Here is a 26,623-nt window from a genome sequence, read left to right as displayed (position 1 = left end):
GTCAGTCCTTCCGGGCTAGCCCGGCGTAGTAGTACACCTCGTGCGGGTCGGCCGGGGGCGTGTCGGGACGCCAGGCGGCGAGCGGCGCCGCGCCGGGTTCGAGGAGGGTGGCCGCGCCGAACAGGGCCGTGAACTCGTCGCGCGTGCGGGAGACCAGCGGGATCCCGGCCGCGTTCGCTGCGGCGTTGGCGACGGCGACGGCCTCCGGGTCGAAGTCTGCGGTGGGGTGCGAGATCGCGACCTGGCTGCCGGACGGGAGCGAGCCGAGCAGCGTCGCCACCCACCGTTCCGGTCGCCGCTCGGGCGGGAAGTACATGAGCAGCGCGACCACCATCAGCGCGACCGGACGGGTCAGGTCGAGCGTCCCGGGGACCAACGGATCGTTGAGGATCGTCGCCGGGTCGGTGAGATCGCCGTGGACGTAGGCGACACCGGGCACGTCCGCGAGCATGGCCCGCGCCTGCTCGGCGACCAGCGGGTCGTTGTCCACGTAGACGACCCGGACGGACGGGTCGACCCCCTGCGCGATCTCGTGCAGGTTCGGGGACGTCGGGATGCCGCTCCCGATGTCGAGGAACTGGGTGACGCCCGACTCGACCAGGTGCCGGGTCACCCGCTCCATGAAGGACCGGTTGGCACGTGCCATCGCGGGCAGCGTCGGGATGGCGCGGATCATCGCGTCCCCGAGTTCGCGGTCCGCCGGGAAGTTGTCGGTCCCGCCGAGCCAGTAGTCGTACACCCGGGCGGGGTGTGCGACGGAGGTGTCGAACTCCGGGGACGCTGCCATGCGCGGTCCTTTCGTCAAGATCGTTAGCCTCGATCCTCGCACCGGCGGCGTCGCGTCCGGAACGTTCTTGCCCTGTCCGGACACCCTGACCGCCCAGTCGGCTCCCCTGTCACCCCCCGCCAGGCCGCACCGCGCCGGGCCACGCCGTCACGAAGGGAGCGGCGCGGCCCGGACAGTCAGCGGCTCAGGCGTTGGAAGCGGCGGACGGCGAGCGGCAGGAACACCGCCGTCATGACGATCGGCCAGACGACGGCCATCAGCGTCGCGTGCCGCTCGATCCAGGTGTCCCCGACGGCCGCCGGATTGCCGAACAGCTGGCGGCACGCGGTGACGGTTGAGGAGACCGGGTTCCACCGCGCGATGGCGCCCAGCCAGTCCGGCATCAGGGACGGCGCCACGAACGCGCTGGAGATCATCGCGAAGGGGAACGCGACCGCGAACAGGTTCCCGGCCGCCTCCTCGTTCGGCACGAGCAGGCCGAACAGCACACCCACCCAGATCAGCGCGAAACGCAGCAGCAGGAGCAGCGCGAACGCGGCGAGGGTGTCGAACGGGCCGCCGCTGGAGCGCCAGCCGACCGCCAGCGCCGTCAGACCCAGCACGACGAGGTCGAGGGACGCGCCGACCAGGTCGCCGACGCCGCGTCCGGTGACGACGGCAGACGGCGCCATCGGCATCGACAGGAACCGGTCGGTGACGCCGCGCGTGCTGTCGTGCGCGACGGCGTACGCGGTGTTCATGAATCCCATCGCCATCGTCATGCCGAACATGCCCGGCATCAGGAACTCGCGGTAGTCGCCGCCGCCGGGCACCGACATCGCGCTGCCGAACACGTACCCGAACAGCAGCACGGACACGATGGGGAAGCCGAGCTGCCAGGCGATGTTGCTCGGCTGCCGGACGTAGTGGGTGAGGCCGCGCAGGACGATCGTCCAGCAGTCGGCGGCGGCCCAGTACAGGCGCGCGCCGATCCCCTCCTCGGCGGCGTTGGCCTGGGCGTTCACGCTTCCACCTTCTCTTTCGTCACGGTGTCGGGGTTCTCCTGCGCGCGGTGGCCGGTGAGGCGCAGGAACACCTCGTCCAGGGTGGGACGGCGCAGGCCGATGTCGTCGACGGTGATGCCGTCGTCCTGGAGGGTGCGGGCGACCTCGGTCAGCGCGGCGACCCGGTCGGCGACCGGCGCGTGCACCCGCGCGGCCGCCGCGTCGATCTTCGGTTCGGCGGACGAGACGCGCGCCAGCACGGCCGCCGCCGCGGACAGGTCGGCGGTGTCGTGCACCACGACCTCGATGCGGTCGCCGCCGATGACCTGCTTCAGCGACTCGGGCGGGCCGTCCGCGATGACCCTGCCCCGGTCGATGACGGCGATGCGCCCGGCGAGCTGGTCGGCCTCGTCCAGATACTGGGTCGTCAGCAGGACGGTCGTGCCCTGCGCGACGAGCGACCGGACGGAGTCCCAGACCTCGCTGCGGCCGCGCGGGTCGAGGCCGGTGGTCGGCTCGTCCAGGAACAGGACGTCCGGCGCGAGGATCATGCTGGCGGCGAGGTCGAGCCGTCGGCGCATCCCGCCGCTGTACTCCTTGAGGCCCTTGTCGGCGGCCTCCAGCAGGTCGAACCGTGCCAGCAGTTCCTCGGCGCGTTCGGCGGCGCGGCGCTTGCCCAGGTGGAACAGGCGGCCGAACATGCGCAGGTTCTGCCGCCCGGTGAGGACCTCGTCGACCGCGGCGTACTGCCCGGCGAGGCCGATGCGGCGGCGCACCTGGCGGGGGCGCGTGGCGACGTCCAGCCCGGCGACCTCGGCACGCCCGCCGTCCAGCCGGACGAGCGTGCTCAGGATGCGCACAGCGGTCGTCTTACCTGCGCCGTTCGGGCCGAGCAGGCCATAGACCGTCCCGCTCGGGACGGCGAGGTCGAAGCCGTCGAGCGCCCGCTTCTTTCCGTACTCCTTGCGGATCCCCTCGGCGAGGATCGCGTTCTCCGGCATGCCGCCTCCCATTTCGCGTATGCCATACGCAAATTAGCGTACAGCATACCCGAAATAAGGGCGGCTCCTCACCGGGCCGGGCGGTAGCGTCATGACGGGCCACCAGGCGGGCGCCGGACATGGGAAGAGCGGACGGACGATGACGACGGAGCACGGCGACGAGCGCGATCTCGGACGCAGCCTGAGACTGCTGTGGGGCGACCGGACCCGCCCGCCCCGGGGCCGTCCACCCGCGCTCGACCTCGGCCGGATCGTCGCCGCCGCCGTGGAGGTCGCCGACGAGCTGGCCGTCACGGAGGGACTGGAGGCGCTGTCGATGCGGAGCATCGCGAACCGCCTGGGCATCGGCACGATGTCGCTGTACCGGTACGTCCCCGGCAAGAGCGAACTGCTGGACCTCATGCTCGACCACGTCGTCGAGCCCCACGAGAGAGACGTGCTCGACGGGCTCGGCTGGCGCGAGATCCTGTCGGCCGACGCGCACGGGCACTGGCGGCTCTGCCTGGACCATCCCTGGTATCCGTTCGTGGACCAGAGCCGTCCGCTGCTCGGCCCCAACTCCCTGCGCGGGCTCGACCAGCTCATTGGCGCGCTGCGCCCGTTCGGGCCGGACGACCGGTCACTGATGATGGTGATCGGCGTCCAGTACGACTACGTGAACGGCGCCGCGCGCGGCCACATCAACGAACGCCGCGCCGTCGCGCGCACCGGCGTGACCAACGAGGAGTTCTGGGCGGAGCAGGCGCCGACACTGGAGAGCGCCCTGCGCGGCGGCGCCTTCCCGACCATGGCCGACCTGGACCCGCACGCCTTCGACTTCTCCCAGGAGCAGCTCTTCGAGTTCGGCCTGAGCCGCCTTCACGAGGGTTTCGCGTCCGTCTTCGACGGGCCCGCCGGACAGGGCCGCGCGGGCGCCGGGTAGCTTCGGCGCCATGGCCGTCATCCACGACACCACCCTCACGCCCGGCAAGCTGGACCTTCTCGCCGCGTGGCTGCCGTCGCGCCCCTGGTACGCGGGCGCCCCGGACGGGCCCGAGCTGGGCAGGGCGGGCGGCTTCCGGCTCGACGACCCGGACGGCGAGGTCGGTATGGAGTTCATGGTGGTCGTGGACACGTCCGGCGGCAGCCCCGTCGCCTACCACGTGCCGCTCTCCTACCGGGGCGCACCACTCGACGGGGCCGACGACGCGCTGGTCGGCACGACCGAACACGGCGTGCTTGGCCGCCGCTGGGTCTACGACGGGACGCGAGACCCGGTCCTCGTCGGGCAGTTCCTCGCTCTCCTCCAAGGCCGCGCCGAAGCGCAGCACCAGACCGAGAGCGACACCCCTGCCCCGTCCGTCACCAGCCATTTCACCGGCGCCGAGATTTCGGACATGGTCGCCCTGACAGCCGCCGAGGACGCCCGGCACGGCACCGACATCACGGTCGAGACCGCGCCGGGCGGCCCGCTGACCATCGGCGTGACGCGCGTCCTCCGCGAGACTCAGCCCGGAGAGGTCGCGGGCCACCTCACCGCCGGTTGGCGTTCACGGGACGGCGTCGAGCGTCGTGGCCCGTTCGCCGTCCTGCGCGCCTGACCCGTCAGCCGCTCCTCGCGTACTCGCCGATGCCCCCGGCGAAGTCGAACACCACGCAGGGTTCGTCGCCGACGACCCACGCGTCATGACCGGGTGTGGCGACGAACACGTCGCCTGGGCCGACCTCTCCTTCTGAGCCGTCCCGCATGCGTATGCGCATCCGTCCTTCGACGACGTAGCCGTTGTGATGCACTTCGCACAGGTCCGTGCCCGCGATCTCCCTGACCGACTCCGTCCAACGCCATCCGGGCTCGAACGTCGCCTTGCCGAACACCAGCCCGGGCAGGTTCACGACCTCAAGGTGTCCCCTGGGGAAGTCGCGCCGGTCGTCGGGCTTCTCGATGCTCTTGATATCCGCCATGACGGCCCCCCTTTCACCATCCTCTCCACGCTCGCACCAGCCCTGACCTGCGTCAAGGCGCCCATGGCCCCGATCTTCGGGCTCCTCTAGCAACTCAGGTTGACAAGGCTTCCCTGTCAACCTAAGTTGCTTATATGTCGGGTATCGAGGTACCCCCTTCGCGGGATTCCGCCGACGCGCTGGCGGCCGTGGTGGCGCTGCGACGGCTGGCCGACCGGCTTGAGGACGCCGCCGTCGAGAACGCCATGCGCGACGGCTGGACGTGGTCGGACGTCGCCGAGGCACTCGGCATCACCCGCCAGGCGGTCCACAAGAAACACGCCAAACGGCTCATCGCCGACGGTGTCGACCTACCGAGGAGACGCTGATGCCGCTGGAGTTCGGAAAGTACGTCAAGACGGTCTTGGAACGCGCGGTCGACGAGGCTCAGGAGGCCGGAGCGGCGACGGTCGAGGCGGAGCACGTGCTGCTGGCCATCGCCGCCGAACCGGATAGCACCGTCCGGGCCCTCCTGGAGTCGGCCGGTCTCGACCACGAGAAGATCCAGGACGCGCTGGACGAGGAATTCGAACGAAGCCTGAGCGCGGCCGGAATCAGCGTCGAGAACAGCGAACTGCCACCACCGCGCAGGTCCGCGAAACGCCCGTCCCGAATGGGTGCCTCCGTGAAGCTGATCCTCGAACGGGGAGTGGTGGAGGCCGAGAGCAAAAGGAACCTACAACCCGCACACCTCCTGCTGGGCGTACTGCAACTCAACGTCGGCACGGTGCCGCGCGCCCTCGCGATGGCAGGCGTCGACCTAGACGACTTCAAGGCGCGGGTGCACAGGTCGCTGACAGACGAGACGGAGCGGCGATGAAGCGTGACAGCGAAGTCGTCCTCAACGTCGAGGGGCTTCGCATGCGTTACGGGACGAACGACGTCCTGCGCGACGTGACCTTCCAGGTCCATCGTGGCGAGGTGGTGACCCTCCTGGGCCCAAATGGCGCAGGCAAAACAACGACCATTGAAATCCTGGAAGGGTTCCGGATGCGATCCGCCGGGCGGGTCGACGTCCTCGGCACCGACCCGGCCCACGGCGACGAGCATTGGCGGGCGCGGCTCGGGGTCGTCCTGCAATCGTGGCGCGACCATCCCAAATGGCGGGTCCGTGAGCTCCTCGCCCACCAGGGTTTCTACTACGCCTGCCATTCCACCGAGCGGATCCGCCGCCCCTGGGACACCGACGACCTGATCGAGCTCGTCGGCCTCTCCGACCACTCCGGCAAGCAGCTCAGAATGCTCTCCGGCGGGCAGCGGCGGCGGCTGGACGTGGCGATCGGCCTGGTCGGCCGCCCCGAGGTGTTGTTCCTCGACGAGCCCACCGCCGGTTTCGATCCGCAGGCCAGACACGACTTCCACACCCTGGTCCGCGACCTCGCCAGCGCGGGCGAGACCACGATCATGCTCACCACCCACGATTTGCCCGAGGCGGAGAAACTCGCCGACCGCATCCTCATCCTCAACGGCGGACGCATCGTCGCCGACGGCACCGCCGAGCAACTCGCCGAGCAGATCGTCGGCGAGGACGAGGTCCGCTGGACGGTCCACGGAGAACGGCACCAGCGCTCGACCCCCGACTCGACCGGTTTCGTCTTCGACCTTTTCAAGAGGCACGGCGAGGCCGTCTCCAACCTGGAGATCCGCGCCTCGTCACTGGAGAACACCTACCTCTCCCTCGTGCACAGCGCCGAATCCGACCGGGAAGAGGCCGTCCGATGACCCCCGCCACGACCACGATCCGCGCGGGCTTCTCCCGCGGCCTGGTCGAACTCCGCCAGGCCTTCAGCGGTTACGACCTGATTTCGCAGATCTTCTGGCCCACGGTGACCTTGCTGGCCGTGTTCTTCCTGCGAAACCATCAGTTCCAGGACACCGATTTCAAGCTGGGCACTCTCATCCTGCCGAGCGTCCTCGGAATGTTCACCGCGTTCGGCATGCTTCTGGTCATCCAGTACCTCACCGCCGAACGCGAGGACGGAACCCTCCTACGCGCGAAAGCCACCCCACACGGGATAAACGCCTACTACATCGGGAAACTCGTCACCACGTCCGGGACCATCCTGGCGTACCTGGCCATCCTCCTCGTCCCCGGCCTCTTCATCGTCGACGACACGAAACTGGGCACCCTGGGGGCATGGCCGACAATGGCCTGGGTCCTTTTCCTGGGCCTGGTGGCGACCCAGTCCATAGGCGCGGCCCTGGGCTCCCTGATCACCAGCCCTCGCGGCGTCGGACTGGCGATCCTCCCGGTCATGGGGCTGATCTCCATTTCCGGCATCTTCTACCCGATCAGCGCGCTGCCCGGCTGGGTCCAATGGATCGCCGAGGTCTTCCCCATCTACTGGCTCGGCCTCGGCATGCGCTCGGCCCTGTTGCCCGACGCGATGGTGGACGTCGAACTCGGCCATTCCTGGCGACACCTGGAGACCCTCGGCGTCCTCGGCGCCTGGGCGCTGGCGGGCGCCGTCCTCGCCCCGCTCCTGCTGAGCCGCACCGCACGCCGCCAGTCGGGCTCCCGCCTGGCCGAATACCGCGAGAAGGCCCTCCAGCGCGTCGGCTGAGAGAAATCGCATCTGAGGAGGCGCGTGGGACAGCTGGACGGTCCGCGCACGATCAGCGACCAGATCATCGACCTGTACGGGCGGCGCGCTACAGCCGTCCACCCTGGTCGGAGACACCACGGCAACTCGCCGACCACCCGGCCAAGCTGGCGGCCGCGAAGCCCGGCTTCACCGCGATCACGGTCCGTGGAAGACGGTCGCGATCACGGGCATCGACAAGCGTCCGGTCGACGGCCCGGTCATCGTCACCGCCCCGACGTCCCACGGAACGGGAGGGGTCGGCCTCGCCGGGGACAGGGCCTACGACGTGCGCAACCACGGCGGGCCCGACCAGGCCGTCTACGCCTACGCGCGCGAGGACCTCGACTTCTGGGAGGACGAGCTGGGCAGGCCGCTGCCCAACGGCGTCTTCGGCGGGAACCTCACCACCACCGGGATCGATGTCAACGGCGCCCGGATCGGCGAGCGGTGGCGGCTGGCCTCCGAAACCGTCCTGGAAGTGAGCTGCGCGCGGATTCCCTGCGCCACCTTCCAGGGATGGCTGGCCGAGAAGGGCTGGATCAAACGGTTCACCCGGACGGCCCGTCCCGGCGCCTACCTGCAGGTGATCGCGGTCCCGGCGGGAGAGCAACAGCTGGAAACTGGTGGATAGCACGCTCCAAATTCTTCAACCTGCGACACGAATGATCGAGGCCAGGAGACGCTTTCCCGAGGCCGATACCGTACTCCACAAATTCATCGATATTAACTCTGCGCAGGCCTGCGACAACTGTCAGTGAAGAGTTATTTGCTGCACGGTAATGGTTTCTGATGCGTCCGTATCCGGGTCTCGCATTGAGTGATCAGTGGATCCATTTCCTAGTGACCCTCGTCACATTGCTGCCGATTTTACAAACCGCTACCTTCGCTGTCAGTCAACAGCTCGCGCAAGAGGAGCCCGAGCGAGAAGAACCCAACGGAGGCAACTGTGAAGAAGCGCAAGATCGCAATCACGACTATCGCCGGAGCGATGGTAGTAAGTTCGTTCGTCGCAGCACCGGCTGCCGAGGCGAGGACCGTGTTCCGTCAGAACTGGAATGGAAGCGCAAAGGAAAGGGCCAGTCAGGACTTCGTGCCCAAGCACAAAAAGATCAAGGTCGGCGGCCACTGCAAGAAGGGCGGATCGGCACGATACTTCTACACGCAGTTAAAGAGGACCAAGGGGAGTAAGAATATCTTCTCGTCGTACAGCTTCCCCTGCACCGGATCCAACCACATGGACAGCCGGTGGGTCGGGGTAGGAAAGGGCACCTCCTACTACCTCAAGTGGTACGGGCAGAAGAAGGATGGCAAGAACGGCTACAAGTCTCCCGGGCAAGGAGTCTTCGCCGCAGCCTAGGAACTGCGAAAAGAACTGAATAGTGGCCGCACCCTGCGTGTCCCGTGTGACGTTGTGGGGTGCGGCCATCCCCTCCCGCCCCGAGGAAGAGGGTACGCCGATGGAGTTCAGGAGAGCCTTAGCCGCAGGAACCGCCGCAGTACTGGTCACCGGCCTCCCGGTGGCCGGATGCTCGACGCTGGGAGGCCGGACCAGCGCCCAGCCTTCTACATTTCGAAGCCAAGTTGCCGCTTCAATAAACGGATCCGCATTTGCCGTCGACTGGCAGGTTGACATCATCCAGAAGGACGGCATTCTCTGCACGCAATCCGTAATACGAAGCATACCGCGATCGTATGACTGTCCCCCGCACACGAACAACGACCCTCCGCTGAACTTTAGCATCGACGGCACCGATGACAGGATTGACTTGATCTTCGGAACCACTGCAGATCGAGTGACCAGCCTTCAGGCGACAACTACGGACGACCAGGTTCTCCATCCAAAATTGAAGAGCGTTGATCGTGTTAAATTCTTCGCCTATGCGGTGAAGAAGGGGACAGCGCTGGATCTTAGTGCTAAGGACTCACGTGGCACCGAAATCGCATCAGGGCACGAGAAGCTCACCGCCAGCGGATAGCCAAGACCGCCACAAAAGGTTATGGTCGACAACACTCTTTGGTTCGCTGGTATGGATCTTAGGTACTTCGGTCATAACTCTGGCCACCTGGAATGCGCTGTCCGGCCCGCAGGGCTTACGCGGGCTCGATGACCTTGAGGTATACCGCGGCGCCATTCAGTCCTTCAGAAGCGGCCACGGCCTGTACACCTTCCAGAGCTCCAGCATCGGCGACGCATTCACCTATCCACCCACAGCAGCCCTGGTCATCATGCCGTTCGCTCTGATTCCCTACACCTGGTCGGCTGTGCTGTGGACGTGCATGTGCATCGCAGGCGCTGTGTCAATCGCATTGATGGTCGGCAGGAGCATCGCCGCCCGGCAGCCACGCGGCACAATTCCGGTAGATGCGATAACGACGAGCGGACTCGCCTTTACAGCCATCGCGGCGAGCGCACCCTTGGCGAGCAATCTACGGTTCGGCCAGATAAGCATTCTGGTGTGCGCCCTGGTCATCGCGGACTTGCTGTGCCTCAGCGGCACCCGTGCGGCCGGTGGCCTGGTCGGCCTCGCCGCCGCGATCAAGTTGACGCCGTTGATCTTCATCCTCTACCTGTGGCTGGCAGGCCGTCGCCGCGCCACTACGGTGGCCATCGCCACCTTTGTCGCCTGCGCCATCGTGGCATGGACGATCGTGCCGCGTGCCAGTGTCGAGTTTTGGTCGTCGGTGGTGTTCGAGGGCGGCACCGTGCACGCGTTCACCTCCAGCGGCAACATCTCCTTGGACGCGCTTCTGCAGCGGCTCGGCGTCCACGGGCAGATCCACACAATGTTATGGATCCCGATCTGCCTCGCCGTGGTCGTTGTGGCGCTTCGCCGCGCCATCCAGGCTGGACACGCAGGAGATGACCTCGGGGCAATGGTCATCGTGGGCGCGGCGAGCCTGGTGGTCTCCCCGATCTCGTGGACTCATCATCAGATCTGGCTGGTGCTGGCGGCCTTCGTGGTGCTGCGGTCGCCCGAACAGCGACTACCCGGGAGATGGACGCTCGTGGCACAGGCCGCATGGACGGGCGCCACCCTGTCGATCATGGTGCTGTCGGCGGCGGAACTGCGGCCATTTCTGGCGATCGCGGTCGCCACGCTCATACCGATTCGGCGGACCGTTCGTGACGGCGCACCTCCTCACGGCGCCCTTCGGCACCTGAGCGAGCTGCGGGGTGCCCTCAAACCAAGTGCTCTGCTTCCAGCCCGCCTCGGTCGGGGCAACCGCGGGAAGTAGACGAAACGCGGATTCTCCCGCGGAAGCCAACTCGCCGGGCCTGGCCGCCATCAGGAACACCCGCCTGGGGCCTGGCTCGGCTCCAGGCGGGTGCATGCCACGTCACAGGCGCAGCAGCCGCACCGCGCATTTGTCAGGACGTGGAGATCTCCCTCACCAGGCGGGACGACCAGGGGCAAAAGTAGAGACCGGGGAGGAAGGCGCCGCCCGCCTCGTCCAGGTGGTCCTCGACGTACGGAATGGTCGCGTCGCAGACCTCGATGGCTTGGTCGAAGAAGTCGACCGTGTCCGGGTTGTAGTGGTAGCTCCAGCGAGGGTTGTAGTTGGCCTGCCTCTTGATGATCCTCCCGACAAGGTGCGACCGCTCGTGGGTCTCGCCGTTGACCAGATCCCGGGCGTGCTGGATCTTTTCCGGGTCGGTGAGCTTGACGACGGCCTCCTCACGGGTGACGTCGGTGAAGACGAAATACGCCGCCGGGTCCGCGCTGGCGGGCTGGGCGGTGGCGAACAGGGCCAGCGGCGCGACGACCGCCACCGCGACGGCCCCGGCGACCGCCTTCAGACACGACTTCACGTGCACGTTTTACCTCCGTGGATTCGGCGGGCCGCGTCATGGCGACCCGACCACCATCTACCCGTCGCGACGATCAAGCTACGCTCCGCGTCCAGTCACGGAATCCACTGCGGGGGGCGTGTCCAACGGGTCACGCGAAGGCGTTTATCGTTCGACAGGTCGGATGCCTGCCCGAGACGGGAGTCAGAGTGGACGCCTCCATCGCACGCGACTTCTGGACAACCCTCGAACCACTGCACGTCGTGACGTACTTCTCGCCGGAATGTCTGGAAGCGAACAAACGGGTCGGCCTCAAGGGCTACTGGATGGGCTATTTCGGAAGCCGTGGCGCCCCGCTCGGCCCCGTCCCCGCCGGTGTGATCGAGGCGTCCTTCTACGGTTTCCGCCCGGCACTCGTCCGTCGGGCGGTGCCGGACGCCTGGCGGTTCGCGTCCCCCGACACCATCCTGAAGACGCGCGGTCCCGCCGCCGCGCAGGTGCTCCGGCGGTTGGCACCGACCATCGACGCGGCGGCGGCAACGGCAGTGCCACAACTCCGCGCGGTGGTCGAGGCCGCGGACGGCTCCGGCCGCGTCCTCTTCTCAGCCAACCGAGACCTGACCCTGCCCGAAGATCCGGTCGAGGCCCTCTGGCAACTGGCGACGGCGCTGCGCGAGCACCGCGGCGACGGACATCTCGCGTTGCTGGCGGCCGAGGGCCTGACCGGCCTGGAGGCCAACGTCCTGGCGTCCGCGGTGGGCAAAGTCCCCGCGGACTATCTGAGGCAGAGCCGGGGCTGGTCACAGGACGAGTGGGACGATGCGACAACCACCCTGGCGACACGCGGTCTGGTGACCGGAGACAAGGCCACCGAAGCGGGCCAGAACCTGAAAGCCGACATCGAAGGCCGCACCAACACCCTGGCCGCGTCCCCGTACGGCGCCCTGGACGACCCGCAGGCCCTCCACCGGCTCCTCGCCCCCTTCGCCCGCGCCGTCGCCACCAGCAACGAGATCCCGTTCCCCAACCCAGTCGGCCTCCCCCGCCCACCCGCGTAACCCCGACCTCTGGACGATCTGTAATTGATCGAATGCTCTCCGTTTACACGGGTATCCGTCCAGGACGGTCCCAGGTGGGGCCGAGTCACAGAACGGAGATCGGCCATGCGCAAGACCCTCACCTTCGCCGTCAGCGCGGCAAGCCTGATCATCGGCATGATGCTCGCCGCGACCCCAGCCCAGGCCGACCCGACACCACCCAAGGACGCCAACTCCCTGATCAGCACCATGACCCTCGGCCAGTGCCAGAACGTCGGCGAGGTAATCGGGATCCCGCTCAACCTCACGTCGGGCCAAATCTGCTGAACGCAGCCGGGTGGCCAGCGGTCGCCGAACTTCGTACGTGCGGCCCCGGCCCCTGGAGATAATCGCGGACACATCCGCTTTCGCCTCCCACAGGAGCCACCGATGTCCATCCGCCGGGTCATGCCCGACATCCGCTCGGAGGCCGTGGAAGAGAGCAAGAACTTCTACGGCCTCCTCGGGTTCGACGAGGTCATGGACCTCGGCTGGGTCGTGACGCTCGCGTCCCCGTCCAACCCCACAGCGCAGGTCACGCTCATGACCCATGACGCGACCGCGCCAGTCGTGCCCGACATGAGCGTAGAAGTAGAAGACGTGGACGCGGTTTACGCGGCCGTCCAGGAGACCGGCGCGGAGATCGTGTACCCCTTGCAGGACGAGGAATGGGGAGTCCGCCGCTTCTTCGTCCGCGACCCCAACGGCAAGGTCGTCAACGTCCTAACCCACCGCTGACAGAGCCAGTCTCCCCCTCACCCACGACGCTCGCCCGAGGCTGCGAGTTGCGCGCGAGTCTCCGGGCACACGTTTCTGGCGTGGCCCCTTCGTAGATGGTTGCGATTCTGCCGTTGGCCGCCGAAATGGACTCGGTCCCGGTGTGCAAGTGCCGCTGGACGACGGCCCCTACGTGATGGCGTCACCAATATGCCTGATATACGACGTATGTTCGCTTTGTAGAGGCACTCCCAGAATCCAGCGGATTCGCCCAAGGCATTCCTAACGATGATCCACGTTCTGGTAAGTTGCCGTTTGAGAGAATTAGGATGTTGAAGACCAGTATGCATGGGAACTTCAGCGTCCGTTCGAAAGGCCGCGAACGCTCCACGTCGGTGCGCTATGAGCGTTCTGCTCGTCGGCGCACTCGGGCTCGCCGCGCTGTCGGGATGCAGTGGTGACAACGACCACCCCGCCGGGCAGCGCGGGGCGACCGAATCGGGCGGACGCGAAGCGACCCGATTCACCGTGGCGGGGACCGGGGACTTCCTCCTGCACGATGTCGTGACCAAGCAGGCCGCCTCGGACGCGCGTGCCAGGGGCGAGGACGGGTTCGACTTCAGTCCGATGCTCGCCCAGCTCAAGCCCGTCATCAGCAAGACGGATCTGGGGGTCTGTCACGTCGAGACGCCATTGGCCCCGCCGTCAGGGCCGTTCCAGGGCTACCCGACGTTCAGCTCACCGCCGCAGATCGTGAACGCGATCCACGGGCTCGGCTACAAGACCTGCTCCACCGCGTCCAACCACTCCCTTGACCAGGGAGAACCGGGGGTGCGCCGCACCATCGACGACCTGGACGAAGCGGACGTCCGGCACACGGGCACGGCCCTCAGCGCGAAAGAGGCGGAGCGGATCAACATCCTGAACGTGAAGGGGGTCAAGGTCGCCCAGCTCTCCTACACGTTCGGGACCAACGGCATTCCGAAGCCCGCCGGAAAACCCTGGATCGTGAACTCCCCCCTGAACCCCGAAAGGATCCTCGCCGACGCCTCCCGCGCCAAGCAGGCAGGCGCCGAAATCGTGATCCTCAGCCTGCACTGGGGCGAGGAATACAAGCACGAGCCGACGTCCGAGCAGCGCGGCCTGGCGAAGACGCTGATGCGCTCGCCCAATGTCGACCTGATCCTCGGCTGCCACGCACACGTCGTCCAGCCCTACGAGAAGATCAACGGCAAATGGGTCGTGTACGGCATGGGGAATGTGGTCGCCAACCCGACCGCCAACACTCAGGCCACCCACGAAGGAATCATCGCGCAGGTCACCTTCACCCGGAACTCCGAAGGCCGGTGGAAGACGCAGCCCTCCTTCGTCCCCACGCTCGTCACGTCCAACCCCATCAGACTCCGCAAGCTGAGCAGCGATTCAGGCAACCAGGCCACCGTGACCCGCACAACCCGAGTCGTACGAAGCCTCGGCTACAACATCCCCCTAGCCCCACCCCAAAACTAGGGGCCTGTGGCCGCCGCAGCGGCTGCTGGCAGCACCGTCAACTATCGGGATGCACGTTCATTATGACGACGGTGTCACCCATAACAAGGTAATGGACAGTGACGTCATCGCGGGTGACGCTGTAGTGGGCGTATTCCAACCCCTCAACGCCGAACGGCTTGGCGTCCGGCGGGACCGGGTCACTCAACAACGACATAATGACCAGTTGGACTGCCGTGCGGTAATTAGGCGCCATACCAGCGATAGTGAGCCGCAGGCTTAGGGGGACGACGAGGCGATCAGGCAAGCCAGTCCCCAGAAGCGACCTGCTCGCCGGTGTAAACCTCGTAACCGGGTGGGGTCTGCCCGGCATCCAGATAGGGCTTGATGCGGTTCATCTCCTGGTCGCCCTGACGGGCGGCGTCCTCGCGACGGAGCCGCTGAAGTTCTTGCCACTCCTGTTCGGTGATCAACACCACCGGGTCCCGACCGTTCTTCGTGATCCGAGGGTGAGCTTGGCAGTGAACCACGGCGGTGTGCATGTCACCGAGACGCTTCCGCGCCTCCTTGATCGGATAGGACTCCATGGTTCACACCCTAGTGCACACTGTGCTCTAGGTGTACACCATGTACATTCGCCTTCAAGTGCGCCTGGACGTCCGAGCCTCCAGGGCTAGACCTCCAGGTCGAGCTCACTCGCCTTCACGCGGCGTGTGAACGCACGCCACTCACCCGCACCGAACGCCAACCTCGGGCCGTCCGGATCCTTGGAATCCCGCACCGCGACCGCAGGGGCGAGCGCCGCGACCTCCACGCAATTGCCGCCCTGACCACCGCTTCGGCTGCTCTTCCGCCACTGCACGTCCGGCATGCCCATGGCTAGACCTCCAAGTCGAACTCGCTCGCCTTCACGCGACGCGCGAACGTCCGCCACTCACCCGCACCGAACGCCAACTTCGGACCGTCCGGATCCTTGGAGTCCCGCACCGCTACCACCTCGTTAAGGCCGACAACCTCTAGGCAGTCACCACCTTGGCCACCGCTGCGGCTGCTCTTGCGCCACTGGGCGTTCGAGACTTCCAGAAAGGTCATTTGTAGTCCTCCAACGCTCGCCTAACGCGGTCCAAGGACGCTGCTGCGGGCAACGCCTCCCCCATCACGAGATGGAAGCGTACCGAAGTGGCTTCAACTCTGTCTGCGCTGTGGACCAACTGTCCCGACCCGGGGGATTCGAGATAAGCGACCTTCTCGCCGTCCGGCATCTCAAGGATCTTGAACGACCCATCAAGCGCGGCCCACGTTACCGAGTCGAAGGGCAGTATCCGAACCTGCACGTTTGAGATGTTGGCCATCACATGAGCTAGGTAGGTGAGCTGCTCACGCATTGCCTCACGCCCCTCCGCAGGACGGTGTAGGGCCGACTCGTCGATCACGAACCACATGCGAGGCGGCCGTGGCCGTTGAAAGACTGCCTGTCGATCGATACGTGCCGCGACAAGACGGTCCAGTTCATCTGGAGTCTGTCCAGCGTCCATGATCGCCCGGGCATACCGTTCCTTCTGGAGGAGTCCTGGGATGACCTGGGCTTCGAAGCCGTATATCGAGGTCGCTTTCGTCTCGCGTGCGACGAACTCCGGGAATCCTGGAGGGAAGGCAGGACGCTTGCCCATCCGTTCGATGTCTTCCGCGATCTCCTGGAAGGACTTGGTCGGGATCTTGAAGTAGGTGTCCAGGTCGATCGCGGACTGGACGGACGGTTTGGTGCCGGTCTCCATCTTCTCGACCCAGGCGGAGGTGCATCCGAGCGCGTCCGCCAGTTGGCGGCGAGACAAACCGGCGGCCTCGCGGTAACCACGCAGAACGACGCCGAAGGTACGGATCAGGGGGTCGCGAGTGTGCGTGCCTGTCTCGGCGGTCATGGGGGCGTCCCTCGCATCTGAGGCGATCTTGGTTGGTGCCTTGTTGTCGTTGCTCTGTAGCGGAACGTAATTCATCTGGGTGACGCTGGTCATGGAAACGGACAGGCGCGACGACCAGGGACTCCGAATGGATACGCGAGCGTGGGACGAGCAGGAGTTGGGGAGGCTGCGGGCCGACTTCGGTGGGTGGCGGATCTGGCGGGCCGTGAAGTCGGACGGGCGGCTCGGTGAGTGGGTCGCCAGCCTGCATGACCCCAGGGTCGGCGTCGAGCCCACGGTGATGCTGCCTACGGCGCGGCTTCTGCGTGAGGCGCTGGTCACGCAGGCTGAGAGGGCCTGTCGCCGGTGACCAACGGCGGTGGCCTTTCGGTCACCGCCTCTGAGCACGGCGCGGCCGGTGGGCGTCCCCCCAGCTCACCGGTCGCGCCGTCCACTACGGCAAGCGAGGTGAGGATGATGGGCCATGGCAGGCACGCCGTGGGCGGTGTCATGGTGAGGCCGCGCAATGAGCGGCGGGTCCACCTGGATGCGCTGCGGGACGCCGTGAGAGAACGGGAAGAACTGGAGTGTGGGCTGGTCGAGCGGCGCGGGGTGGCGTGGGTGAGCGTCGTCCGGGTCGGGTCGCGGCGGCTGGTGGAGGTCGGGTGCGACTTCGTCCGCGCGGGATGGTGGTTCACCTGGAGCGACGGGCGGCCGATCGCGCCGGTTGAGAACGTTCAGGCCGTTGTCGGAGTGCTCGTCCGGGAGTTGGCGGACGGGTGAAAGGGACGGCCCCGTCGAGGGGGCGGGGCCGTCCCTTCGGTCAGTGGCCCCGGCGCAGGGACTGGAGTTGTTGGGTGTGGCCGGGCAATTCTGATTCGGCGAGGCCGTTGATGATGTCCCTTAGCGGCATGGGCCGGTCGACCAGGAGTTCGTCGTTCGACAGAAGCCGGGCCGGGATGAGGGTGTTGAGTTCCTCTTCGCTGAGTGTTGGTCCGACCAGTGCGCACAGGGCGTCCGACTGGTGGCGGATGCGGTCTTGGAGGCCCTTGTTGCCGCCCGCGAGGGCGATGGTGTTGTTGAGGGTCCAGGTGTCCTGGGATAGGCGGTTGTCGTAGGTGGTGATCGCTCCTGCGGTGACCGAGGCGACGGTGGCGATGGTGGCGGCGTTGATGATGCTGACGTGCGCCAGGATCTGGTCGGCGTTCCATTCGCCGGGCGGCGGGACGCGGTCGGAGCCCACGGTCGCGGCGGCGTCCAGCAGGGTTTGGTAAGCGTCTCTGAGCATGTGGTCCCCCTCTCAGGTGTTCGTGGTGGACATTTCCCAGGGGGCCTGCGGGAGGACGTCGCCGGTTTCGAGTAGCGACTTGAGGTTGGCCAGGACGGCGGGCCACCCGTCCGAGATTCCGTTGCGCATTTCCACGTTGGGCAGGTTCTCGTGGGTCACGGTCAGGCGGACGATGTCCTGGTGCGGCTCGACGAGGAAGGTGACGACGGACGGGTCCCTCGGCGGTTCGGTGTCCGGGGTGTCCTCGAAGGTGATGACCAGGCGCTCCGGAGGCTCGGCCTTGAGCACCTTGCCGACGACGTCGACGGCGTCCGATCCGTCGACCCTGCGGTGCTCCCAGGACGAGCCGGGCTGCCAGTCCGAGATGTTGGCGTGTCCCCAGTAGCGGGCCGTCAGGTCGGCGTCCGTGAGGGCGTGCCACACCTGTTCGGCGCTCGCGCGGATGTAGGTGACGTAGACGTAGCTCGGTATGGATGTCATGGCGTACTCCTCTGCCTTGCTCTTGATCGCACTGATCACTTGTAGGCGGGGCTGGTCGAACACCGAGATCCAGCGTTCCTCGATCTCGTGGATCGGCACCGGATTGAGGTAGTGCAGGCGCTCGCGTCCCCGCCGGACGACGGTCACCAGGTCGGCCCGCACCAGGACGTCGAGATGTTGCGTCGCCGACTGGCGCGCCATCTCCAGGCGTTCGCACAGCTCGCTCAGCGTCTGGCCGTTGTGCTCCCGCAGCCGGTCGAGCAGGAGCCGCCGGGTCGGGTCGGCCAGCGCCTTGAAGACCGAATCCATCTCGCTCACGTCCTCATTATGCAGGTGTTTGCCTGCATAATGTCAAGTGGGCGTCCTACCTGGGGAAACGACGACGGCCCCGCCCGGGAGGGGCGGGGCCGTCGGTTCGGTGGATCAGTGTGCGAGGGGGAGGGTGAGGGTGCTGCCGTGGAGGTCGACCTTGACCTTGGTGCCCGCCGGGTAGCGGAGCGTGTAGGCGTGGTCGGTGGCCAGGAGCATCAGGCCGATGCGGTGGCCCTTCTTGAAGACGTAGTCGTACGGCTGCATCGGCCAGGAGAACGTGTAGTCCTTGCCGGGCTTGACCGGTGTGCTGTGCCACAGGGAGTCGCGGTTGCGGATGTCCATCCAGCCGCGGGTCACGATCTTGAAGGGGGTGACCCCGGTGGTGTACTTGCGGACGGCGCGGCAGCCCTTGTCAGTCGGGATCGAGTCGCCGTAGCACCACTGCTCGGACGTCGGCGCGTAACCGGTGATGCGCTCGTCAGTGCCGTAGTCGACCAGGATGGCCGACAGGTACGGCGACTTGCCGTCGACGGAGGCGCGGACCTTGATCTTGGCCGTGCCGCTGAGCTTCATCGACTGCTTGAGCTCGGGCGTGAGGTAGATCAGGCGGTTCGGGTCCGACGTGTCGGGAGTGGTCGCCAGCTCCTCGGCCTTGCGGGACGGGTCGTCCACGAGCTGCTGGGTGCCGTGGCCGCGCTGGCCGAGGCCGTCTGCGCTCAGGCCGAGGCGGACGGGACGCGCGGACGAGTCGGGCCAGTCGCGGTGAGTTTCCCAGTTGCCCGGGGTGCGCTCCAGGTCGACGCGGGGTTCCCGCATGATGTCGTTGCGGACGTTGTACAGCTCGTGCGCGAACCACTTGTTCAGCGCTTCGAGCCACGCGCCTTGGCGAACGTCCAGCGGGTCGTCATGGGCGGCCTGGTGTATCCAGAGTTTCCGGTCCACCCCGGCCTTCTTGAGACCGTCCCAGAGGGCCGCCATCTGGATCGGCTTGACGTTCCAGTCGGCGAGGCCGCTCGTCATGAATACGCTGGTGCGGAAACGCGGCGCGCTCTTGGCGAAGTTTCGTTCGTCCCAGGCGCGGTTGTAGTCGCCGGTGACGCGGTCCATCTTCTTCTCAAGGCCGTGCATGACGGGCGCGCAGATCGCCGGGTTCTTCCGGGACAGGACGACCTTGGCGTGCAGGTCGAGGTCCTCGCCCTCGAAGCCGTCCGGGGCGATGACGCCGCCGTTGTCGCGGTACTCCTCGTACCAGCTGGAAACACCGGAAACAGAGACGATGGTCTTGAGGTTGCGGACGCGGGTCGCGGCGGCCGCGAGGGGCAGGGTGCCGTCGTACGACTTGCCCGCCATCGCGACGTTCCCGGTCGACCAGCTCGCGCTGATCTTCTTGCCGTCGGCGTCGTACGCGGTGCCGTGACCGCCGAGCCATTCGATGACGGACTTCATGCCCTGGGCCTCGTTCTGGCCCACGGCGGTCGGACAGCCGTCGGAGTCACCGGTGCCGAGCGTGTCGACCGCCAGGAAGGCGTAGCCCCGGGACACGAAGTAATTGTCGTAGTACGGGAAGGCGTAGTTCGGCGGTGCGGGCTGGGCCGCCGGGATCGGGTACGGCGCCAGGCGCGGGTAGTCGGTGACGTCGGCCGGGTGGTACGGCGCGTCCTGGAAGCCCGCGAAGTAGGGGCTGGCCTCGATGATGGAGGCCACCTTGAGACGGCCGTTCGTCTCCTTCGGACGGGTGACGTACGCGGACACGCGGTCGCGCTTGCCATCCCCGTCACTGTCGACGTTCGTCTCGACGAACACCTTCTCGCGCACGGCGTCCTTGAAGGAGAACGTCGGTTGTGTCTTGCCGTCCTTCACGACGATGTGAGGACGTGCCGCGTCGGCGTGGGCGGGCAGACCGGCGGCCAGGAGGGCCGCCATGCTCGCCAGTGCCGCGACGGGCAGGAGTGAGGATCTCAACTACCGCTCCCTGTTCATGGAAACAAGCTTGATCAGCTTGGAGACCCTCCCGAACACGCGTCAACGGTTATTGTTAACAAACCTTGTGGTCAGGCAGGTGGCGGCGCGTAGCGGAGGCCGAGCGTTCTGGGCGCCCGGCAAGCGCGGGCCGCACTGACCTAGCGGGAGATCCGGTCGATGATCAGCGGGTGGAGGGACGGGGCCGCGCCGCCGATCTCGTAGGCGCCGTCCAGGGATTCCAGGGCGCGGGGCAGGCGGGTCTCGTCGTCGGCGTGGAGGGTCAGCAGCGGCTGGCCCTCGGTCACGGTGTCGCCCGGCTTCGCGTGGCAGATGATTCCCGCCGCGAACGAGACCGGGTCCTCCTTGCGGGCCCGGCCCGCGCCGAGGCGCCAGGCGGCCACGCCGACGCCGTAGGCGTCCAGGCTGGTCAGGGTGCCGGACGACGGCGCGACGACCGTGTGCGTCTCGCGGGCCGTGGGGAGCGGCGCGTCGGGGTCGCCGCCCTGCGCGGTGATCATGCGGCGCCAGACGTCCATGGCCGAGCCGTCCGCCAGGGCGTCGGCCGGGTCCCGGGACGTCAGACCGGCGGCGTCGAGCATCTCCCGGGCCAGCGTCACCGTCAGCTCCACCACGTCGGACGGCCCGCCCCCGGCGAGCACCTCGACCGACTCGGCGACCTCGACGGCGTTGCCGACCGCGTTGCCGAGCGGACGGTCCATCGCGGTGAGCAGCGCGGTGGTGCGCACGCCGTGGTCGGTGCCGATCGCGACCATCGTCTCGGCCAGCTCACGGGCGTTCTGAACGGTCTTCATGAACGCGCCGGAGCCCACCTTGACGTCCAGAACGAGCGCGCCCGTGCCCTCCGCGATCTTCTTCGACATGATCGACGAGGCGATCAGCGGGATCGACTCGACGGTGCCCGTCACGTCCCGCAGGGCGTAGAGCTTGCGGTCGGCGGGAGCGAGGCCGCCGCCCGCCGCGCAGACCACCGCACCGGCCGCGCGCAGCACGTCCAGCATCTCGGCGTTCGACAGCGACGCCCGCCACCCCGGGATCGACTCCAGCTTGTCCAGGGTGCCGCCGGTGTGGCCGAGGCCGCGGCCCGACAGCTGCGGGACGGCCGCGCCGCACGCCGCCACCAGCGGCGACAGCGGCAACGTGATCTTGTCGCCGACGCCGCCGGTGGAGTGCTTGTCGGTGGTCGGACGATCCAGTCCCGACCAGTCCATCCGCTCGCCGGAGCGGACCATCGCGTCCGTCCAGCGGGCCACCTCGGGACGGGTCATGCCGTTCAGCAGGATCGCCATCGCCAGCGCCGCCATCTGCTCCTCGGCGATCGCGCCGCGCGTGTAGGCGTCCACGGCCCAGTCGATCTGGTCGGGCGTGAGGGCGGCGCCGTCCCGCTTCGCGCGGATGACGTCTATGGCGTCCACGTGATCCTTTCAGGCTCTGGTGACGAGGTCGTCGGGACCGAAGGCGTCCGGCAGGACGTCCGACATGGGCAGGATGCCGTTCGTCGTCTCGATCAGGATGGCGGCGCCGCCGTGCTCCCACAGGAGCTGGCGGCAGCGGCCGCACGGCATCAGCGTGTTGCCGTGCCGGTCGACGACCACCACCGCGACGAGCCGGGGGTCGTCCGACTTTCCGGGGCCGTGGAGGGCGGACACGACGCCGCACTCCGCGCACAGGGCGACCCCGTACGCGGCGTTCTCGACGTTGCATCCGCTGATGATCCGGCCGTCGTCCACCAGGGCGGCGGCGCCGACCGGGAAGCCGGAGTACGGACAGTACGCGCGCTTCATCGCCTCCCGCGCGGCGTCGCGCAGGGCAGGCCAGTCGATCTCCATGGCCCTATCGTGCCTCACCGCGCCGATATCGGAGGCCGTCCGCGGCGGGCATGCGGAGGCGCTGGCTGGCGAGGGCCAGGACGAGAAGCGTCGTCAGATGCGGGGTGAACGAGACCAGTTCCCCGGCGACGGTGTCGCTCATCAGGAACCATGCGAGAAGCGCGGCGGCGGTCACGAGCGACAGGACGGCGCCGACCACCGCGTAGTTCATGTCGCGGCGCGCGAGATCGGTGACCGCGTCCGGCCGCAACCGGTCCGGACGCGACCGGTTCGCCCGCGCCGCCTGCCAGCCCGCGACGCCGATGAGCAGGATCGCGACGAACAGCAGCAGCGCGTGGACGGACTCGCCGCCGCCGCGCACGTTCATCGCGTCGGTGTAGCCGAACAGCAGCGAGCCCGCGGCGAGGCCGCCGGGACGCCAGTTACCGAAGATCATCGCGGCCAGGCCGATGAAGCCCCGGCCGTTGGTCTGGCCGTCCTGGTACAGCGAACCGGCGACGGTGACGATGAACGCGCCCGCCAGGCCGGAGAGCCCGCCGGAGATGATGACGGCCGCGTACTTCATCCGGTACACGTGCACGCCGAGGGACTCGGCGGCGTACGGGTCCTCACCGCAGGACCGGATGCGCAGGCCGAACGACGTGCGCCACAGGATCAGGAAGCTGAGCGGCGCCAGTAGCAGCGCGACGAGCGTCAGCAGCGACATGTCGCTGGTCAGGCCGCGCGCGATGCCCGCGACGTCCGACAGCAGGAACCAGTGGTGGCGCTCCAGCGAGCCGAGCCAGTCGGGGCTCTGCCAGCCGCCGATCTTCCCGCCGGACAGCACCGGCAGCGTCAACGTCATGATCGAGTCGACCGGCGGCGACTGGCGCGGGCCGCCGCCGAGCGCCTTCGCCTCGCCCGTGTCGAAGATCAGCCCGGCCAGGAACTGCGTCAGCCCCAGGCCGAGGATGTTGATCGCGACACCGGACACGATGTGGTCGACGCCGAACGACACCGTCGCGACCGCGTGCACCAGGCCGCCGAGCGCGCCGCCGAGGATGCCCGCGAGGACGCCGATCCAGGGGCCCCACTGGTAGCCGGCCCACGCGCCCGTCCAGGTCCCGAGGATCATCATGCCCTCAAGCCCGATGTTGATCACGCCGGAGCGCTCCGACCACAGCCCGCCGAGGCCCGCCAGGAAGATCGGCACGGCGAGGCGGAGGGACGCGCTGACCGTTCCGCTGGACGTCACCGGGTTCGCGTCGTCGACCACCCGGACGAGGGACAGCAGAACGAGCAGCCCGGACGCGATCAGCAGGTAGTGCGGCCAGCGCAGCCCGCGCTTGCCGCTCGCGGCCTTCTCGGCGGGGGCCGTCCCGGTCACGGTGGTCATGACGCGCTCCCGGAGGCCTCACGGGCCAGATCGTGGCCGGTGGCGAGTTCGGCGGCGACGGCCCGCTGTTGCAACCGGATCTCCCAGCGCCGGACGAGTTCGTACACGATGACGACGGTCAGCACGACCACGCCCTGCATCACCGCGACGATCTCCTTCGGCACGTCGACGTCCTGGAGGATGTCGGAGGTCTGGTCGAGGAACGCGAACAGCAGCGCGGCGAGCGCGATCCCGACCGGATGGTTGCGGCCGAGCAGGGCGACCGTGATCCCGGTGAAGCCGAGGCCCGCCGGGAAGTTCAGCGAGTACTCGTAGGACGCGCCGAGCAGCTCCGGCATGCCGATCAGCCCGGCCACCACCCCGGACAGCACCATCGTGTAGACGATCATGCGGCGGGCGTTGACGCCGCTCGCCTGCGCGGCCGACAGCGACAGCCCCGACACCCTCAGGTCGAACCCGAACCTGGTGCGGTTGATCACGACCCAGAACACGATCCCGACGACGATCGCGAGCGGCAGCAGCCCGTACACCTCGCCCGGCAGGTCGATCCCGATCGCCGACAGGAACCCGTTCAGCGACCCGATCCGACCCTCCTTCGGGATCTGCGGTGTCGCGACGTCGTTGCTGTTCGGCCGGAACGCCGCGAGCCGGTCGTCGTTCAGCAGGTAGGCGATCACGCCGGTCGCGATCGCGTTCAGCATGATCGTGGACAGCACCTCGCTGACCCCGCGGGTCACCTTCAGCACGCCCGCGATCGCCGCCCACAGCCCGCCGACCGCCATCGCCGCGACGATCACCAGCAGCTGGCCGAGCGGCGCGGGCAGCGTGACCGCGCCGCCGAGCACGGCGGCGAAGAACGCGGCGAGCCGGTACTGGCCGTCCACGCCGATGTTCAGCAGCGCCATCCGGAACCCGATCGCCACCGCGACCGCCGACAGGTAGTACCGGGTCGCGCGGTTGACGATGTCGACGATCGAGTTCTCGGTGGTGCCGTAGTCGATCATGCTCTGCACGGAGCTGAACGGGTCGGCGCCGGTGATCCGCAGCAGGATCATCGTGATCACGAGGGAGATCAGCAGCGCCAGCACCGGCGCGCCGATCTTCAACGCCAGGCCGGTCGGCCCCATCCCGCGCAGGATCGCCTTCCACGCGGGCACCGGCTCCGGCACGCCCGGCGGCCCCGCTTTCGGCGGCGTCTCCGACTCCGGCCGCGGCTCCGGGATCGGGTTCGGTTCCGGGTTCGAAGGGTCCGGCTTGGAAGGTTCCGACGCCGGGTCCGCGGGGTCCTTCGGGTCGGTCATGACTCGGCTCCGGCGGCGGTCATCGCGGAGCCGAGCTCCTCCGGGGTGACGGTCCGCGGATCGACCTCCGCGACCAGCTCGCCCCGCAGGATCACATGCAGGGTGTCGGACATTCCGATGAGTTCCTCAAGGTCGGCGCTGATCAGCAGGACGGCCAACCCGGCCGCGCGGGCGCGGCGCAGATGGTCCCAGATCGCGGCCTGGGCGCCGACGTCGATGCCGCGGGTGGGATGCGCGGCGATCAGCAGGCGCGGCTCGCCGGACATCTCCCGGCCGACGATGAGCTTCTGCTGGTTGCCGCCCGACAGCGCGGCGGCGGGCACGTCGATCCCGGGCGTCCGCACGTCGTAGGCCTGGACGATCCGGGTGGTGTCGCGGCGGGCGCCGCGCCGGTCGATCCACGGGCCGCGCACGTTCGGCCGCTGCGTCTGGTGGCCCAGCACGCGGTTCTCCCAGATCGTCCCCTCCAGGACGAGCCCGTGCCGGTGCCGGTCCTCGGGGATGTAGGCGATGCCCGCCTCGCGGCGCCGCCGGGTCGTCCAGTGGGTGATGTCGTCCCCGCCGTCGCCTTTCATTGTGGGGGGACGACCCCCCACACCCCCCGACAAGTACCGGATAGTGCCCGCGTCGGTGTGCCGGATGCCCATGATCGCCTCGATGAGCTCGGTCTGCCCGTTGCCCTCGACGCCCGCGAGGCCGACGATCTCGCCCCGGCGGATGCGCAGCGACACGTCGTTCACGACGGGACGGCCCAGCGGGGTGAGCACGGTCAGCCCGGACACGTCGAGCTGGACGTCCTCGGTGACGGTCGACTCGCGCAGCTCCGGGGTGGGAAGCTGCGATCCGACCATCAGTTCCGCGAGCCGCCGCGCCGTCGTCTCGCGCGGGTCGATCCTGGTCGCGACGGTGGTGCCGCGCCGGATCACCGAGATGGTGTCGGCGACGGTGAGGACCTCGTCCAACTTGTGCGAGATGAACAGCACGGTCAGGCCCTCGGCGCGCAGCTCCCGCAGGTTGCCGAACAGCTCGTCGACCTCCTGCGGGACGAGCACGGCCGTCGGCTCGTCCAGGATCAGCACGCGGGCGCCCCGGTACAGCACCTTGAGGATCTCCACGCGCTGCCGCTGGCCGACGCCGAGCGTCTCGACCAGCAGGTCCGGGTCGACGCTCAGCCCGTACGCCTGCGACATCTCCTGGATCTTGGCGCGGGCGGCGGCGAAGTCGATCCGGCCGAACCGGCCCAGTCGCTTGAGGGGGGACGACCCCCCACGCCCCCCGGAACGGCCCAGCCGCTTGTGGGGGGACGACCCCCCACGCCCCCCGGAACGGCCCGACTCGGCGCCGAGGATCACGTTCTCCAAAACGGTCAGGTTGTCGGCCAGCTTGAAATGCTGGTGGACCATGCCGATGCCGCGGCCGATCGCGTCGGCCGGGGTCCGGAACGAGACCTGCTCGCCCTCGACCTCGATGGTGCCCTCGTCCGGCCGCTGCATCCCGTAGAGGATCTTCATCAGTGTCGACTTGCCGGCGCCGTTCTCCCCGCAGAGCGCGTGCACCTCGCCGCGCTCGATGGTGAGGTCGACGTCGCGGTTGGCGACCACCCCGGGGAACCGCTTGGTGATCGACGTCAGCCGCACCGCCGGAACCTGGTCAGGCAACGAATGCCCCTCCCCCCGCCTCGAACCTGGTCGTCTCGCCGTGGCGTCGCGCCGCGCCCCCGCCGCCGGACCGCCGTGCCGGGCGCCGTCCGGTG

General features: G+C 68.0%; 34 protein-coding genes. 16 read left to right on the top strand and 18 right to left on the bottom strand.

What is annotated here, in order from left to right:
• Position 1: 1 nt before the first annotated feature.
• The 3 genes from ABD808_RS23985 to ABD808_RS23975 form a co-directional block, all read right to left on the bottom strand.
• Entirely contained in the window at positions 2–787 is a 786-nt protein-coding gene (locus tag ABD808_RS23985) for an SAM-dependent methyltransferase (protein WP_344900415.1), read from the bottom strand.
• Between the two features lie 176 nt (positions 788–963).
• Complete coding sequence (locus tag ABD808_RS23980; protein ID WP_344900413.1) at positions 964–1,791, bottom strand: ABC transporter permease; 828 nt, start codon at positions 1,789–1,791, stop codon at positions 964–966.
• Positions 1,788–2,771: an ATP-binding cassette domain-containing protein gene (locus ABD808_RS23975; protein WP_344900411.1), complete on the bottom strand. Its 984-nt coding sequence runs from the start codon at positions 2,769–2,771 to the stop codon at positions 1,788–1,790. The genes ABD808_RS23980 and ABD808_RS23975 overlap by 4 nt, the downstream gene beginning before the upstream one ends.
• Before the next feature lie 91 nt (positions 2,772–2,862).
• Here ABD808_RS23975 and ABD808_RS23970 point away from each other — a divergent pair, with 91 nt between their 5' ends.
• A complete protein-coding gene (locus ABD808_RS23970) occupies positions 2,863–3,693 on the top strand; it encodes a TetR/AcrR family transcriptional regulator (protein ID WP_344900409.1) in 831 nt (276 codons plus the stop codon).
• A 10-nt stretch (positions 3,694–3,703) separates the two neighbouring features.
• A complete protein-coding gene (locus ABD808_RS23965) occupies positions 3,704–4,351 on the top strand; it encodes a maltokinase N-terminal cap-like domain-containing protein (RefSeq protein WP_344900407.1) in 648 nt (215 codons plus the stop codon).
• Between the two features lie 4 nt (positions 4,352–4,355).
• Here the strand turns inward: ABD808_RS23965 and ABD808_RS23960 are convergent, their stop codons facing one another.
• Positions 4,356–4,712, bottom strand: coding sequence for a cupin domain-containing protein (locus ABD808_RS23960; protein ID WP_344900405.1), 357 nt, complete (start codon positions 4,710–4,712; stop codon positions 4,356–4,358).
• Positions 4,713–4,846: 134 nt separating this feature from the next.
• On the opposite strand from ABD808_RS23960, the gene ABD808_RS23955 reads away from it, so the two are divergent.
• The 8 genes from ABD808_RS23955 to ABD808_RS23920 all read left to right on the top strand — a co-directional run bounded on the left by ABD808_RS23955 (position 4,847) and on the right by ABD808_RS23920 (position 10,573).
• Positions 4,847–5,080, top strand: a complete 234-nt coding sequence (locus tag ABD808_RS23955) for an RNA polymerase subunit sigma-70 (protein ID WP_344900403.1) — start codon at positions 4,847–4,849, stop codon at positions 5,078–5,080.
• Positions 5,080–5,571 carry a Clp protease N-terminal domain-containing protein gene (locus ABD808_RS23950; RefSeq protein ID WP_344900401.1) on the top strand — a complete coding sequence of 164 codons (492 nt, stop codon included), beginning with the start codon at positions 5,080–5,082 and terminating at the stop codon, positions 5,569–5,571. The genes ABD808_RS23955 and ABD808_RS23950 overlap by 1 nt, the downstream gene beginning before the upstream one ends.
• Positions 5,568–6,473 (top strand): ABC transporter ATP-binding protein, encoded by a 906-nt coding sequence (locus ABD808_RS23945; RefSeq protein WP_344900398.1) that lies wholly within the window; start codon positions 5,568–5,570, stop codon positions 6,471–6,473. Before ABD808_RS23950 ends, ABD808_RS23945 begins: the two co-directional genes overlap by 4 nt.
• The gene (locus tag ABD808_RS23940; protein ID WP_344900396.1) at positions 6,470–7,315 is read left to right on the top strand and encodes an ABC transporter permease; all 846 of its coding nucleotides are present in this window, start codon (positions 6,470–6,472) and stop codon (positions 7,313–7,315) included. The genes ABD808_RS23945 and ABD808_RS23940 overlap by 4 nt, the downstream gene beginning before the upstream one ends.
• A 307-nt stretch (positions 7,316–7,622) precedes the next feature.
• Positions 7,623–7,967, top strand: coding sequence for an MOSC domain-containing protein (locus ABD808_RS23935; protein WP_344900394.1), 345 nt, complete (start codon positions 7,623–7,625; stop codon positions 7,965–7,967).
• A gap of 315 nt (positions 7,968–8,282) precedes the next feature.
• Complete coding sequence (locus ABD808_RS23930; RefSeq protein WP_344900392.1) at positions 8,283–8,693, top strand: hypothetical protein; 411 nt, start codon at positions 8,283–8,285, stop codon at positions 8,691–8,693.
• A 100-nt stretch (positions 8,694–8,793) separates the two neighbouring features.
• Positions 8,794–9,312, top strand: coding sequence for a hypothetical protein (locus tag ABD808_RS23925; protein WP_344900390.1), 519 nt, complete (start codon positions 8,794–8,796; stop codon positions 9,310–9,312).
• Complete coding sequence (locus ABD808_RS23920) at positions 9,263–10,573, top strand: glycosyltransferase 87 family protein (protein ID WP_344900388.1); 1,311 nt, start codon at positions 9,263–9,265, stop codon at positions 10,571–10,573. Before ABD808_RS23925 ends, ABD808_RS23920 begins: the two co-directional genes overlap by 50 nt.
• A gap of 133 nt (positions 10,574–10,706) precedes the next feature.
• Here the strand turns inward: ABD808_RS23920 and ABD808_RS23915 are convergent, their stop codons facing one another.
• The gene (locus tag ABD808_RS23915; RefSeq protein WP_344900386.1) at positions 10,707–11,147 is read right to left on the bottom strand and encodes a BP74-related protein; all 441 of its coding nucleotides are present in this window, start codon (positions 11,145–11,147) and stop codon (positions 10,707–10,709) included.
• A gap of 188 nt (positions 11,148–11,335) precedes the next feature.
• Between ABD808_RS23915 and ABD808_RS23910 the strand changes: the two genes are divergently transcribed.
• The 4 genes from ABD808_RS23910 to ABD808_RS23895 all read left to right on the top strand — a co-directional run bounded on the left by ABD808_RS23910 (position 11,336) and on the right by ABD808_RS23895 (position 14,428).
• Complete coding sequence (locus ABD808_RS23910) at positions 11,336–12,184, top strand: SCO6745 family protein (protein ID WP_344900384.1); 849 nt, start codon at positions 11,336–11,338, stop codon at positions 12,182–12,184.
• Between the two features lie 105 nt (positions 12,185–12,289).
• Positions 12,290–12,490: a hypothetical protein gene (locus tag ABD808_RS23905; protein ID WP_344900382.1), complete on the top strand. Its 201-nt coding sequence runs from the start codon at positions 12,290–12,292 to the stop codon at positions 12,488–12,490.
• A 102-nt stretch (positions 12,491–12,592) separates the two neighbouring features.
• Entirely contained in the window at positions 12,593–12,940 is a 348-nt protein-coding gene (locus tag ABD808_RS23900) for a VOC family protein (protein ID WP_344900380.1), read from the top strand.
• A 381-nt stretch (positions 12,941–13,321) separates the two neighbouring features.
• Positions 13,322–14,428 carry a CapA family protein gene (locus tag ABD808_RS23895; protein ID WP_344900378.1) on the top strand — a complete coding sequence of 369 codons (1,107 nt, stop codon included), beginning with the start codon at positions 13,322–13,324 and terminating at the stop codon, positions 14,426–14,428.
• A 37-nt stretch (positions 14,429–14,465) separates the two neighbouring features.
• Here the strand turns inward: ABD808_RS23895 and ABD808_RS23890 are convergent, their stop codons facing one another.
• From ABD808_RS23890 to ABD808_RS23870, 5 genes are all read right to left on the bottom strand, one after another.
• Positions 14,466–14,663: a hypothetical protein gene (locus ABD808_RS23890; RefSeq protein ID WP_344900376.1), complete on the bottom strand. Its 198-nt coding sequence runs from the start codon at positions 14,661–14,663 to the stop codon at positions 14,466–14,468.
• Positions 14,664–14,706: 43 nt separating this feature from the next.
• A complete protein-coding gene (locus ABD808_RS23885) occupies positions 14,707–14,994 on the bottom strand; it encodes a type II toxin-antitoxin system Phd/YefM family antitoxin (protein WP_344900374.1) in 288 nt (95 codons plus the stop codon).
• 86 nt (positions 14,995–15,080) lie between these two features.
• The gene (locus tag ABD808_RS23880; protein ID WP_344900372.1) at positions 15,081–15,284 is read right to left on the bottom strand and encodes a DUF397 domain-containing protein; all 204 of its coding nucleotides are present in this window, start codon (positions 15,282–15,284) and stop codon (positions 15,081–15,083) included.
• A gap of 2 nt (positions 15,285–15,286) precedes the next feature.
• Positions 15,287–15,499: a DUF397 domain-containing protein gene (locus ABD808_RS23875; RefSeq protein WP_344900370.1), complete on the bottom strand. Its 213-nt coding sequence runs from the start codon at positions 15,497–15,499 to the stop codon at positions 15,287–15,289.
• Positions 15,496–16,419 (bottom strand): helix-turn-helix domain-containing protein, encoded by a 924-nt coding sequence (locus tag ABD808_RS23870; RefSeq protein ID WP_344900368.1) that lies wholly within the window; start codon positions 16,417–16,419, stop codon positions 15,496–15,498. Before ABD808_RS23870 ends, ABD808_RS23875 begins: the two co-directional genes overlap by 4 nt.
• Positions 16,420–16,453: 34 nt before the next feature.
• Between ABD808_RS23870 and ABD808_RS23865 the strand changes: the two genes are divergently transcribed.
• Positions 16,454–16,675: a hypothetical protein gene (locus tag ABD808_RS23865; RefSeq protein WP_344900366.1), complete on the top strand. Its 222-nt coding sequence runs from the start codon at positions 16,454–16,456 to the stop codon at positions 16,673–16,675.
• Positions 16,676–16,773: 98 nt separating this feature from the next.
• Positions 16,774–17,088 (top strand): hypothetical protein, encoded by a 315-nt coding sequence (locus ABD808_RS23860; protein ID WP_344900364.1) that lies wholly within the window; start codon positions 16,774–16,776, stop codon positions 17,086–17,088.
• Between the two features lie 40 nt (positions 17,089–17,128).
• Here ABD808_RS23860 and ABD808_RS23855 read toward each other — a convergent pair whose 3' ends face one another.
• From ABD808_RS23855 to ABD808_RS23820, 8 genes are all read right to left on the bottom strand, one after another.
• The gene (locus ABD808_RS23855; RefSeq protein ID WP_344900362.1) at positions 17,129–17,593 is read right to left on the bottom strand and encodes a hypothetical protein; all 465 of its coding nucleotides are present in this window, start codon (positions 17,591–17,593) and stop codon (positions 17,129–17,131) included.
• Between the two features lie 12 nt (positions 17,594–17,605).
• Entirely contained in the window at positions 17,606–18,382 is a 777-nt protein-coding gene (locus ABD808_RS23850) for an ArsR/SmtB family transcription factor (protein ID WP_344900502.1), read from the bottom strand.
• A gap of 114 nt (positions 18,383–18,496) precedes the next feature.
• Positions 18,497–20,347, bottom strand: coding sequence for a Xaa-Pro dipeptidyl-peptidase (locus ABD808_RS23845; RefSeq protein WP_344900360.1), 1,851 nt, complete (start codon positions 20,345–20,347; stop codon positions 18,497–18,499).
• A gap of 158 nt (positions 20,348–20,505) precedes the next feature.
• Positions 20,506–21,780 carry a thymidine phosphorylase gene (locus ABD808_RS23840; protein WP_344900358.1) on the bottom strand — a complete coding sequence of 425 codons (1,275 nt, stop codon included), beginning with the start codon at positions 21,778–21,780 and terminating at the stop codon, positions 20,506–20,508.
• A gap of 9 nt (positions 21,781–21,789) precedes the next feature.
• Positions 21,790–22,194, bottom strand: coding sequence for a cytidine deaminase (locus ABD808_RS23835; RefSeq protein WP_344900356.1), 405 nt, complete (start codon positions 22,192–22,194; stop codon positions 21,790–21,792).
• 4 nt (positions 22,195–22,198) lie between these two features.
• Entirely contained in the window at positions 22,199–23,569 is a 1,371-nt protein-coding gene (locus ABD808_RS23830) for an ABC transporter permease (RefSeq protein ID WP_344900354.1), read from the bottom strand.
• The gene (locus ABD808_RS23825) at positions 23,566–24,870 is read right to left on the bottom strand and encodes an ABC transporter permease (protein WP_344900352.1); all 1,305 of its coding nucleotides are present in this window, start codon (positions 24,868–24,870) and stop codon (positions 23,566–23,568) included. Before ABD808_RS23825 ends, ABD808_RS23830 begins: the two co-directional genes overlap by 4 nt.
• Positions 24,867–26,528 carry an ABC transporter ATP-binding protein gene (locus tag ABD808_RS23820; RefSeq protein ID WP_344900350.1) on the bottom strand — a complete coding sequence of 554 codons (1,662 nt, stop codon included), beginning with the start codon at positions 26,526–26,528 and terminating at the stop codon, positions 24,867–24,869. Before ABD808_RS23820 ends, ABD808_RS23825 begins: the two co-directional genes overlap by 4 nt.
• Positions 26,529–26,623: the final 95 nt, after the last annotated feature.

The organism is Actinomadura meridiana (assembly GCF_039537545.1).
In the GTDB taxonomy this organism is placed as follows: Bacteria; Actinomycetota; Actinomycetes; order Streptosporangiales; family Streptosporangiaceae; genus Spirillospora; species Spirillospora meridiana.
The sequence above is the reverse complement of the archived record's forward strand: the minus strand, read 5'-3'. Positions and strand labels throughout refer to the sequence as shown.